We start from the raw sequence: 10,741 nt of genomic DNA, 5'->3' as shown, positions 1-10,741 counted from the left end.
CGGCCCCGACGATCGCGACCACGAAGATGAGGTAGTCGAGGTACAGCCTGGCCGTGTGCGAGACCGCCAGGCCGACAACCGACGCCAGGGTCAGCACGCCGACCAGGACGGCGCCACGGCGCGGCGAGTAGAACGCGCGCAGGTACATCGCCAGGAACATCGGCGCGATCAGGCAGACGAACTCGGCAGTAATGGAAATGTGGAACGCCATCACGATGGGTGTGGCCACGATCGCCACCGCGGTCGCCGGCGCGGGTTTGTCGGGCCGGACGGCCAGCCACACCAGCGCCGCCACCCCGAGGGCGATCGCCGCGATGCCCCCGGCCGGGTTCCCATACTTCAGTCCCCGGTGGATCGGGAAAAGCGTGAACACCACGCCGTAGGCGTAGAGGAACGTGGTGGTGCCCAGGTAGATCCGGAGCAACCGAACCTGGTGTGCGGCGTAAAAGCCGCTTCCCGAATCGGCGCGCAACCGCAAGGGGTATCGGCGAGTGGCCCGACGGCCGAAGGGGCCTGCGAGGCGAAGACCCATCCCGTCACTCTCTGGTCAGCTGCGGTTCGCCGATTTGGTAGCGCATCCGCGATCATCTGAACCGTAATGGATGGGTCGAGCTATGTCCGCAAAAGAAGGGGACGGTTTTAATCCGTCCCACTTCAACATATTACGCACCCGGGGGCTTGCGGCAAGACCGGGGTCATGCCGCAAAATCGCTGGTCGAACCGGAATCGGAGCGAATCGGGGGTGGCGAATTGAGTGTGTTGTCAGCGGCGGAAGAAAGCCACGCGGTGGTGATCGTCGGGGGAGGCCCGACCGGGTTGATGCTGGCCGGCGAATTGGCGCTGGCGGGGGTCGACGCCGCCATTGTCGAGCGGCGCGCCGGGCCGGAATTGATCGGCGCGCGGGCGGGCGGATTGCATTCGCGCACCATCGAGGTCCTCGATCAGCGCGGAATCGCCGACCGGTTCCTCGCGGAGGGCCAGGTGGCGCAGGTCGCCGGGTTCGCCCAGATTCGATTGGATATCAGCGACTTTCCCACCCGACACCCCTACGGCCTCGCGCTGTGGCAGACCCACATCGAGCGGATCCTGGCCGGATGGGTCGACGAGCTGGCGGTGCCGATCTATCGCGGACGCGAGGTGACCACCGTCGCGCAGGACGACACGGGCGTCGACGTGGCGCTGTCCGACGGCCGGTTGCTGCGCGCCCGTTACGCCGTCGGGTGCGACGGCGGGCGCAGCGCCGTCCGCAAGTCCGTCGGCATCGACTTCCCGGGATGGGATCCGACCACGAGCTACCTGCTCGCCGAGGTCCAAATGGCGGGCGACGGCGAGCCGGAATGGGGCATCCGCCACGACGCCCTCGGCGTCCATTCGCTCAGCACGGCGGGGGACCACGGGCGGGCGCGGGTCATGGTGACCGAGCGGCAGGTGGGCGCGGCGGGCGAGCCGACCCTTCGCGAGCTGAGCGAGGCGCTGGTCGCCGTATACGGCACCGATTGGGGGATCCACAGTCCCACTTGGATTTCTCGGTTCACCGACATGGCGCGGCAGGCGGCGAGCTATCGCGCGGGGCGGGTCCTGCTGGCCGGCGACGCCGCACACGTGCATCACCCGATCGGTGGGCAGGGCCTCAACACTGGCGTGCAGGATGCGGTCAACCTGGGCTGGAAGCTGGCCCAGGTGGTCAAGGGGATATCGCCCGACGTGCTGCTCGACAGCTACCACGCCGAACGGCACCCCGTCGGCGCTCGCGTGCTGCGCAACGCGATGGCGCAGATGACGCTACTTCGTCCGGATGATCGGCTGAAGGCGTTGCGCGACAGCATGTCCGAACTCCTCGGCATGGACGAGCCGCGGCGACGATTCGGGGCGATGATGTCGGGCCTCGACATCCGCTACGACCTCGGCGACGGGCACCCGCTGCTCGGGCGCCGCATGCCCGACCTGGAGGTGGTCACCGCCGACGGCCCGGCGCGGGTATCCGGCATGCTGCGCGACGCGCGGCCGGTGCTGCTCAACCTCGGCGAGGAGGCGTGCGACGTCGGCGCCTGGGCGGATCGGGTGAAATCGGTCGACGCGAAATACGCTGGGGCCTGGGATCTTCCGGCGCTCGGCAGGGTGAGCGCGCCCGGCGCCGTGCTGATCCGGCCCGACGGTTACGTCGCCTGGGTGGGGGAGCGAGGCGGCGCCGGGCTCGCGGACGCGCTCACCGCGTGGTTCGGCGACGGTCAGCGGCGCCCGAACGCGCCGGGCCCGGCGTGAAAGAGCCCGATCAGCAGCACCCCGAGCGCCGTCGCGCAGAACGGCCACAGCGGTTCGCGCCCCTGAAACGCGGCGTGCAGCGCCACCGCGGCCAGCACCAAACCCGCCCATCCCGCAACAACATTCGGCACGGGGCCGCCGCCCCACGCGTTCGGGTAACGCTGCCTGGTAATGCCGCGGACGAAATGGGGAATGGCGTTGCCGGCCAACAGGCCGCCGAGGAATGCGAGCGCAAGCGTCGGGATCATGACTTCTGCGAGCCTTTCGTATCGCGCGTCAGCACGGGCATCAGCACGGCGTCCACCATGCGCGCGACCTCGGCGTCGTCGAGCGGCTGGCCGGTGACCAGGATGCGCGTGAAGACGAGCGCGGACGCGATCTCGGCGGCCAACTCGTGGTCCGCGCCGGCAGGCAGCTCCCCGCGCTCGATCGCGCGCGCGACGAGCCCGCCGATCGCCGATCGCTTGGCGCTCAACACCTGACCCCGCACGTGCTCGGCAAGCTCGCCGTTTTCGCGCATCGCGTTGAGCAGACCCAAGATCAACGCGCCATCTTGCGACGCCAGGCTGTCGCGCATCTGCCTGATCGCCTGGGCCAGGTCGCCGCGGAGCTCACCGGTATCCACCTCCGCGGTCGCGGCCGTGCCGTGCCGTGCCAGCGCAGCCAGCACCAACTCGGGCTTACCGGCCCAGCGGCGGTAGATCGTCGCCTTGCTGGCGCCCGCGCGCGCCGCCACCGCGTCGATGGTGAGCCGGTCGTATCCGGTGGCCGCCATCAATTCGACGGCCGAATCCAGGATCGCGTCGGTGCGCGCTTCTCCGCGAACCACTCGGCCCTCCGATGAACGAAACGGTTTCGTACACTTAGTTCCCAAGATAGGGGCGCCACCGTCGGCGGTCAAGGCGGGAAGGAACCGGACGTTCCCTCAGTTTGTAGTGCACGTGCCCGGCCAGACCGCCAAGATCGGCTTGCAGACCACGATGAGAGGCAAAGATGACCGACTCAGCCAGGGGGCCTAGGCCCAACAAGGTGCGGATCGGCGTTCAGCTGTGGCCCGGGGGAACGCCCGACTACGGCACGTGGCGGCAGGCCGTGCTGCGCGCCGAAGAACTCGGCACCGACGCCATCTTCGGCTACGACCACTTCCACAAGCCGTTCGTCGACATCGTCGCCGGCGTCCCGCAGCTGCACGACGAACAGCCGGAGGTCAACAACTTCGAGGGCTGGACGGCGCTGGCGTCCTGGGGAGAGATCACCAGTCGCGCCGAGATCGGCCTTCTCGTCACCGGCATGCCGTACCGCAACCCCGACCTGGTCGCGGACATGGCCCGCACGGTCGATCACATCAGCGGAGGCCGCCTGATCCTCGGGCTGGGCGCGGGCTGGTACTGGAAAGACTTCACCGTCTACGGCTACGACTACGGCAGCGTGCGCGCCAGGATGGACCAATTCGACGAGGGTTTGGCGCGCATCGAGCACCGGCTCGCGCACCTGACGCCCGGCCCGGTGCGGCACATCCCGATCCTCATCGGCGGCGGCGGCGAGCGGCGGACCATTCCCACCGCGGCGCGCCACGCCGACATCTGGCACAGCTTCGAACCGATCGATGAATTTCGTCGCAAGAACGATCTCCTCAAGCGGCTGGCCTCCGAGGCCGGACGCGACGAGGCCGCCATCGAGCGCGGAATGGCCTGGACGGACGCACCGACGGCCGACGCCTTCGTCGACGAGGGGGTCACGCTGTTCACCACCGAGATCCACCCGGACGACAACGGCTACGACTTCTCCGAACTGGAGACGATGCTCGCTTGGCGCGATCGATGGGCCGGCTAGTCCGGGGGTTCCTCGTTTGAGCCGCGGACGGCGGTCTGTTCCCGCTCGCTGGGCTTGCCGGGTACGTCCTGCGCCTCCCGCTCGTTGGCGACCTTCTCGCCGAGCTCGTCGACAATGTCCTCCAGCTGCTGAGCGTGAGTCACGGGGTCTTGGTCGGGATTCGTCATATCGCTTACTCCATACCCAGCCGCGGGATTGGTAACCGCTCGCATGGGGAATGGGAGAACCGCAAGGCTGCATACACCCCGCGACGATGGAAGTATCGCAACAGTGGCCACCAAGAAACCGCAGACGATCTCGTACCCGGCGCCGGAGAGACGCCCGCGCCGCCATCAAGCCGAAGCGCTCGACCCCCACGTCATCGTCCTCTTCGGAGCGACGGGGGATCTGGCCAAACGCAAGCTGATCCCCGGCCTGGCCTATCTTGACCAGTCCGAACTTGCCCCCGACATCCAGGTCGTCGCGACGTCGCTCGAAGACCTCAGCGACGACGAATTCCGCGACCTCGCCAAGAACGCGATCGATGAGTTCGGCACCCACAAGCTCACGGACGAACAGTGGGCCAACTTCGCGAAAATCATCACCTACGTCCCACAGAGCGCGGGGCCCGAAGCGCTCGCCGCCGCGGTCGCCGAGGCCGAGAGCAACCTGGGGCCCAACGTGTGTCGGCTGCATTACCTGTCGGTCCCCCCGAAGGCGGCGCGCTCCGTCATCACCATGCTGCGCGACGCCAAGCTCGTCGAGCGCTCGCGGGTGGTGATGGAGAAACCGTTCGGCACGGATCTGGCCAGCGCGGTGGCGCTCAACGACTTCGTGCACGAAACGTTCGAGGAATCCCAGATTTTCCGCATCGATCACTTCCTGGGCAAAGAGGCCGCCCAGAACATCCTGGCGTTCCGCTTCGCCAACGGGCTGTTCGAGCCGATCTGGAATCGCAACTTCATCGACCACATCCAGATCGACATCCCCGAGGCGCTGGGGCTGGATCAGCGGGCGAACTTCTACGAAGAGACCGGCGCCTACAAGGACATGGTCGTCACGCACCTGTTCCAGGTCATGGCCTTCGTGGTGATGGAGCCGCCGACCGCGCTCGAGCCGTTCGCCATCAGCGAGGAAAAGAACAAGGTGTTCCGGTCGATGCTGCCGATCAAGCCGTCCGAAGTGGTGCGCGGCCAGTACAACGGGTACCGCGACGAGCAAGGGGTGGCCAAGGATTCCGACACCGAGACGTTCATCGCGCTCAAGGTCGGCATCGACAACTGGCGCTGGGCCGGCGTGCCGATCTACCTGCGCACCGGCAAGAAGATGGCCGAGGGCATCCGCATCATCTCGATCGCCTTCAAAGAGGCTCCGCGAACGATGTTTCCGCCCGGATCGGGCGTGGGCACCCAGGGTCCCGACCATCTGACGTTCGACCTCGCCGACAACTCGAAGGTGTCGCTGTCGTTCTACGGCAAGCGCCCGGGTCCCGGCATGAAGCTCGACAAGCTGTCCATGCAGTTTGCCTCGCAGGAGATCGACACCGTCGTCGATGTGCTGGAGGCCTACGAGCGGCTCATCCTCGATGCGATGCGGGGCGATCACACGCTGTTCAACACCGCGGAGGGCATCGAATCATTGTGGGAGCGTTCGGAAGATCTGCTCAACGATCCGCCCGCCGCCAAGATGTATCAGCCCGGCACATGGGGTCCCAACGCGATTCATCAGTTGATCGCGCCGAACGCCTGGCGGTTGCCGTTCGAGCGGGAGTGGCGCGAGAAGAAGGACTAACCCAGCCACTCGCGTAGTTTCGCGTAGATCTCGCCGTGGTTGAGCAGGTCGAAGTGGTGCAGGCCGGTGAGCGTCAGCCCGTGGTCAGGGTCGAACGGAACCTGGCGGGTCTTGCCGTTCCCGCAGGCGCTGTGGTGGCGGACCAGGCGGTCGCCGAGAACGGTCCCGACCGCCCCCGGGCCCGCGCTGCTCGCCACGAAGTGGTAGACGGCATGGGGCAGGAACGGCACCTCGTTGCAGCGGTCGCGCAGGAACTCGTCCGGGTCGCCGTCGCACCAGTCCTCGTCGAGCAGGGCGCCGTACCGCAAATCCTTCGTGCCCGAGCTGCGGGCGTTGAGAAACGCCGCCACGCCTTCGGTTTCGGGCAGCCGCGCGAGCGCCCACGAGGCGGCGTTGACGCCCTTCTCCAAATCGGCGCCCAGGTGCGGGGAGCCCAGGCAGACGACGTGACTCACCGACCCCGGCCAGGCGTGCCGGTGCTCGGTGCCGTAGTGGCAGGCGCTGCGCGCCACCAGGCCGCCCATCGAATGACCGATCAGCGCGAGCTCCTCGACCGGAACCGGCCACAGCGCCCGCAGCCGATCGATCAGCGCGGCCAAGGATTTCCCGTTGTCCGAGATGTGCAGGCCGGTGTTGTAACGCAGGTAGACCGGCGTGAAGCCCAACTCGTCGCGCAGCCGGGCGCCGTACGGGCTCGCCTCCTCGCCGTCGCGCGGCCGTCGCCACCACGAGCTTTCGGTCATGCACCAGCCGTGCACGAACACCGCGATCCGTCCGGTGGCTTCCGGGAACGCCGCGGCGATGTCGGTGGCGTTCATCGCGATCGGCCGGCCGTGCCGGCGCAGCTGCATGGTCAGCGCGAAACCGTTGCCGCGCTCGGTCAGCTCGTCGCCGTAGATTCCGTTCAGCGCGGCGATGAAACCGGCGACCCGGGGATCCGATTCGACGGTCTCGTCGTCGTCGCTGCCGCGCGCCTCCGCGGCCAGCGCACCGGCCCCGCGCAGCGCGGCTCGAAGCGCGCGGTCCACGGCGTAGTAGGTCGCCGCGGCGGTCGTGTTGTGGACGACCTCCACGGGCTTGGACACCGGGCCGATGGAGCCGAAAACGCGCCGCGCGATGCCGCTGTGCGTGTCGCGCACCAGGCCGGTGAGCACGCGGGTGCCTTCGCCGGCGAGGTCGGCGAGTGACCGTATCTCCTGTCGCTGCATGAGCTGCTCCTCCCTGTTCCCGTCCAGGGTTCCCACTCCGGGGCCGGTGTAAAGCGGCCTTTACAGTCCGAGAATCCCCGCTTTCGAAAGAATTGGCAGCAAATTTTTGGATGCGATCCAGTTTGTAACCCGCAGTGTCGCAACGCGACACGTTTATTATCAGCGCCAATTCGGCTCCGGAGTGATCATCCGCTGTTACGATTTGCCGATCGCCAAATGTCGCGCGACTATTCGGTGGAGGGTGGGATTATGTCGTTGCTGAGCATCGCGCCGGACCTGGTGTCAGCGGCCAGCGGAAACTTGGCCAACCTGGGCGCTGCACTGCGCAGCGCGACCGCGGCGGCGGCCGGTCAGACGACCGCAATAGCGGCGCCGGCCGCCGACGAGGTTTCTGCGGCGGTCACAGCACTTTTTGGTGCGCGGGGTCAAGAATTTCAGGCGCTCAGCACCAAGGCGGCGGCGTATCACGACGAATTCGTGAACCTCTTGAATGGCGGGGCCGCGCAATATCTGAGCACCGAAGTCGCCAATGCCCGGCAAACGGTGATGAACGCGGTGAATACCACGGGTGCGGCTGCTGCCAGCCCGGCTCAAACGTTCAGCCAGAATTTCGGCCCGGTGCAGGTCGTGATTAGCGGGGGCGCCGGAGGCGTGGCCGAATCCGTGATCCTGAACAGTCCGTTTGGTGGCCAGGTCGGGTCGTTGTCGCTGAGCGGCATCCCGTTCGTTCCGCCCGGCGGCTCGGGCATCGGCTTGGCGGTGAACGGAACCGGGACGGTCAACACCCCGCTGGGCCCCCTGACCTGGTTGTCGGCGACCGGGAGCGAGTACTACGGTCCCGGCGGCTTCGGGGCGACGATAGGTGGGCTCACCCCGATCGGTTATCAGGCAATTTCGGTGACCGGGACCCCCTTGGGCCAGATCACCGGCGGCTCGCTGACCACCTTCGGTTTGGAGTTCTTCTTCCAAGGAACCCAGTTCGGCATCATTCCGCTGTCCGGGAACCTGCCGCCGCTGATCTTCTAGCCGGGCGTCCGCCTACCCTTGCCGGGTGGACGTTGAACACGAAGACGCGACGGCACCGACGCTGCGCCCGCGCAGATCGGCCCTTTACCTGCCCGGCAACAACTCCCGCGCGCTGGAGAAGGGCAAGGCCCTGCCGGCGGACGTGCTGATCTTCGACCTCGAGGACGCCGTCGGGCCGGATGCCAAGGCCGACTCACGGGCAAGGGTGTGCGACGCGATCTCGTCGGAGAGCTACCGGCCTCGGGAGATCGTGGTGCGCGTCAACGGCGTCGACACCGACTGGCACGACGACGATTTGGCGGCCGTGGCCGCGTCGGTCGCCGACGCGGTGCTGGTGCCGAAGGTCGAGACGGGCGAACAGGTGCAGGCGCTCGCCGCGGCGCTCGACAAGCTCGACGCGCCGGACTCGCTGCGGCTGTGGGTGATGATCGAGACGCCCCGCGCCTTCCTGAGGGCGGAGGAGATCGCGTCGGCCAGCGCTCGGTTGGCCGCATTCGTGGTGGGCACCAACGATCTGGTGAACGACCTGCACGCACTGCACGTCCCGGGACGGGCGCCGGCGCTGACGGCGTTGTCACTGGCGGTGCTGGGTGCGCGGGCGGCCGGAAAGGCCGTCCTGGACGGCGTTTTCAACGACATCACCGACGAAGAGGGCTTCCGCGCCGAGGCCCAACAAGGCCGCGAGTTGGGGTTCGACGGCAAGACCCTCATCCACCCGTCCCAGATCGTTGCGGCCAACGACCAATTCGGCCCGTCGCCCAAAGAGCTGGCCGACGCCCGCAAGGTCGTCTCGGCCTACGATGAGGCCCGGGCCGCGGGAAACAGCGTGATCACGGTCGATGGCCGGATGATCGAGAGCTTGCACGTGCGTGACGCCCAACGGATCCTGGCGCTCGCCCAGCTCATCTCAGAGCGCGAGCCCGCTTCCTAGCGCGCGGCGATCCACTGGGTGAGCGCATCCTCGAGCGCCGCCGTAACACTCACGCCGGCGGCGGTGGCTGCGTCCTCGAACCGTTCGACCAAATCGGCCGGGACGGAAGCGTTTACCGTGCGGCGGTCCGGTTTTGGCTTACCCTGCGCACGGGCCACCGGCTCGTGCCGGGCGATCGTCGCGTCCATCGTCTCGCGCAGGGCGGGAATCTCCTTGAGCAGGCGGTCGAGTTCGTCGCGTTCGATGCGGAGCACCTCCGACGGCCCGGTCGTCGTCACCGTCGCAGAACGGAGTTGCCCGCGGCGGAGCACGGATTCGCCGATCACCTCGCCCGCGCCCAACACGGCGATGCGGTCGTGACCGACGTACACCCCGGCCTCGCCGCTGAGCATGATGAAGCAGGCGTCCGACGGAGTCTGCTCCTGGATCAGCGGCCACGGCTTGGATCGCGCGACGCGGTGTGCGGCTTCGACGAGACGCCGCAACTCACCATCCGAGAATTTTTGGAATGCGTCGAATTCACGTAGCCGGCGGACGTCTTCCTCCTGGTGTCCTTCCGCATCTACTTTCATAGCGGGCTCCTCATGCGCGATGTAAACCCGGACATCGAGGAGCCTAACGTGAATTTGCAGCAATGAGGCGAAAAAGGTATTGCGCCTGCCATCCGGCCGGGTCCCACGACCCGGTAGGTTGAACCCGAATCCGGACGCCACCGAAGGGAGACACCGTGCGCCAAACCGCGGCCATGGCTGAGGCCGACCGCGCGTGGATGATCGACACTCTGCTCGCGCTGCTGCAGACCCCGAGCCCCGCGGGTCGCACAGACGCGGTGATGCAGCTGATCGGCGACATCTTCGACGACTTTGGCGTGCCGTTCACCCTGACCCGCCGCGGTGCGCTGACCGCCGAACTGCCGGGGGAGTCCGCCACCACCGACCGTGCGCTGGCGGTTCACGCGGACACCATCGGCTGCATGGTGCGCAGCCTGAAGGACAACGGGCGCCTCGAGCTGGTCCCCGTCGGCACCTTTTCGGCCCGGTTCGCCACGGGCGCCCGGGTGCGGATCTTCAGCGACGACCCCGACGAGTTCATCACCGGAACCGTGCTGCCGCTCAAGTCCAGCGGCCACGCGTTCGGCGACGAAATCGACACCCAGCCCACCGACTGGAAGCACGTCGAGGTCCGCGTCGACCGCAAGGTGTCCTCGCGCGACGACCTGGTCCGTCTCGGCCTGAACGTCGGTGACTTCGTCGCGTTGATCGCCAGCCCCGAACTCACCGCCGACGGCTTCATCGTTTCCCGTCACCTCGACGGAAAGGCCGGTGTCGCAATAGCACTCGCGCTGGCGAAGAATTTTTCGGAGAACAAGGTGGTGTTGCCGCACCGCACCACGATCATGATCACCATCACCGAGGAGGTCGGTCACGGCGCCAGCCACGGGCTGCCCGCCGACGTCGCCGAACTGGTCTCGGTGGACAACGCCGTGTGCGCGCCCGGGCAGCACTCCATCGAGGACGGCGTGACCATCCCGATGGCCGACATGCACGGCCCCTTCGACTACCACCTGACCCGCAAGCTGTGCCGGCTCGCCGAGGAACAAGACATTCGCTTCGTGCGGGACGTGTTCCGCTACTACCGCTCCGACGCCGCCGCCGCGATCGAGGCGGGCGCGGAGACCAGGGCCGCGCTGGTCGGCTTCGGGGTCGACGGC

At 67.5% G+C, this 10,741-nt stretch carries 11 protein-coding genes and 1 pseudogene; 6 read left to right on the top strand and 6 right to left on the bottom strand.

The window, feature by feature from the left end:
- Window positions 1–478, bottom strand: a pseudogene (locus A5673_RS16645) (GGDEF domain-containing protein); the annotation flags it as partial.
- Between the two features lie 281 nt (window positions 479–759).
- Here A5673_RS16645 and A5673_RS16640 point away from each other — a divergent pair.
- A complete protein-coding gene (locus A5673_RS16640) occupies window positions 760–2,262 on the top strand; it encodes an FAD-dependent monooxygenase (protein WP_255396648.1) in 1,503 nt (500 codons plus the stop codon).
- Here the strand turns inward: A5673_RS16640 and A5673_RS16635 are convergent.
- Both A5673_RS16635 and A5673_RS16630 read right to left on the bottom strand, forming a co-directional pair.
- Entirely contained in the window at window positions 2,229–2,510 is a 282-nt protein-coding gene (locus tag A5673_RS16635) for a hypothetical protein (protein WP_066912901.1), read from the bottom strand. The two genes, A5673_RS16640 and A5673_RS16635, sit on opposite strands and share 34 nt — an antisense overlap.
- Complete coding sequence (locus A5673_RS16630) at window positions 2,507–3,091, bottom strand: TetR/AcrR family transcriptional regulator (protein ID WP_068234485.1); 585 nt, start codon at window positions 3,089–3,091, stop codon at window positions 2,507–2,509. Before A5673_RS16630 ends, A5673_RS16635 begins: the two co-directional genes overlap by 4 nt.
- Before the next feature lie 164 nt (window positions 3,092–3,255).
- On the opposite strand from A5673_RS16630, the gene A5673_RS16625 reads away from it, so the two are divergent.
- On the top strand, window positions 3,256–4,095 hold the full coding sequence (locus A5673_RS16625; RefSeq protein ID WP_068234482.1) for an LLM class F420-dependent oxidoreductase: 840 nt from the start codon (window positions 3,256–3,258) through the stop codon (window positions 4,093–4,095).
- Here A5673_RS16625 and A5673_RS29605 read toward each other — a convergent pair.
- A complete protein-coding gene (locus tag A5673_RS29605) occupies window positions 4,092–4,238 on the bottom strand; it encodes a hypothetical protein (protein WP_231971118.1) in 147 nt (48 codons plus the stop codon). The genes A5673_RS16625 and A5673_RS29605 overlap by 4 nt on opposite strands.
- Before the next feature lie 127 nt (window positions 4,239–4,365).
- Here A5673_RS29605 and zwf point away from each other — a divergent pair, with 127 nt between their 5' ends.
- Window positions 4,366–5,865, top strand: coding sequence for a glucose-6-phosphate dehydrogenase (gene zwf / locus A5673_RS16620; protein ID WP_068234479.1), 1,500 nt, complete (start codon window positions 4,366–4,368; stop codon window positions 5,863–5,865).
- Here the strand turns inward: zwf and A5673_RS16615 are convergent.
- A complete protein-coding gene (locus A5673_RS16615) occupies window positions 5,862–7,073 on the bottom strand; it encodes a triacylglycerol lipase (protein WP_068234490.1) in 1,212 nt (403 codons plus the stop codon). The genes zwf and A5673_RS16615 overlap by 4 nt on opposite strands.
- 249 nt (window positions 7,074–7,322) lie before the next feature.
- On the opposite strand from A5673_RS16615, the gene A5673_RS16610 reads away from it, so the two are divergent.
- Complete coding sequence (locus A5673_RS16610; RefSeq protein ID WP_197518401.1) at window positions 7,323–8,099, top strand: PE family protein; 777 nt, start codon at window positions 7,323–7,325, stop codon at window positions 8,097–8,099.
- Window positions 8,100–8,124: 25 nt separating this feature from the next.
- Complete coding sequence (locus A5673_RS16605) at window positions 8,125–9,030, top strand: CoA ester lyase (protein ID WP_068234472.1); 906 nt, start codon at window positions 8,125–8,127, stop codon at window positions 9,028–9,030.
- Here A5673_RS16605 and A5673_RS16600 read toward each other — a convergent pair.
- Window positions 9,027–9,743 carry a cyclic nucleotide-binding domain-containing protein gene (locus A5673_RS16600; protein ID WP_231971116.1) on the bottom strand — a complete coding sequence of 239 codons (717 nt, stop codon included), beginning with the start codon at window positions 9,741–9,743 and terminating at the stop codon, window positions 9,027–9,029. The two genes, A5673_RS16605 and A5673_RS16600, sit on opposite strands and share 4 nt — an antisense overlap.
- A gap of 14 nt (window positions 9,744–9,757) precedes the next feature.
- Between A5673_RS16600 and A5673_RS16595 the strand changes: the two genes are divergently transcribed.
- On the top strand, window positions 9,758–10,741 hold a 984-nt coding region (locus tag A5673_RS16595), incomplete at its 3' end, for an osmoprotectant NAGGN system M42 family peptidase (RefSeq protein ID WP_068234468.1).

This window comes from Mycobacterium sp. E3198, assembly GCF_001667015.1.
GTDB lineage: Bacteria > Actinomycetota > Actinomycetes > Mycobacteriales > Mycobacteriaceae > Mycobacterium.
Note: the sequence above shows the minus strand (reverse complement) of the source record. Positions and strands in the feature narration are given on the sequence as shown.

What these genes read in the sequence shown, in the direction of transcription:
- A5673_RS16635 (WP_066912901.1), bottom strand. Translation starts at nt 2,510, where the DNA reads ATGATCCCGACGCTTGCGCTCGCATTCCTCGGCGGCCTGTTGGCCGGC.
- A5673_RS16625 (WP_068234482.1), top strand. Translation starts at nt 3,256, where the DNA reads ATGACCGACTCAGCCAGGGGGCCTAGGCCCAACAAGGTGCGGATCGGC.
- A5673_RS16615 (WP_068234490.1), bottom strand. Translation starts at nt 7,073, where the DNA reads ATGCAGCGACAGGAGATACGGTCACTCGCCGACCTCGCCGGCGAAGGC.
- A5673_RS16610 (WP_197518401.1), top strand. Translation starts at nt 7,323, where the DNA reads ATGTCGTTGCTGAGCATCGCGCCGGACCTGGTGTCAGCGGCCAGCGGA.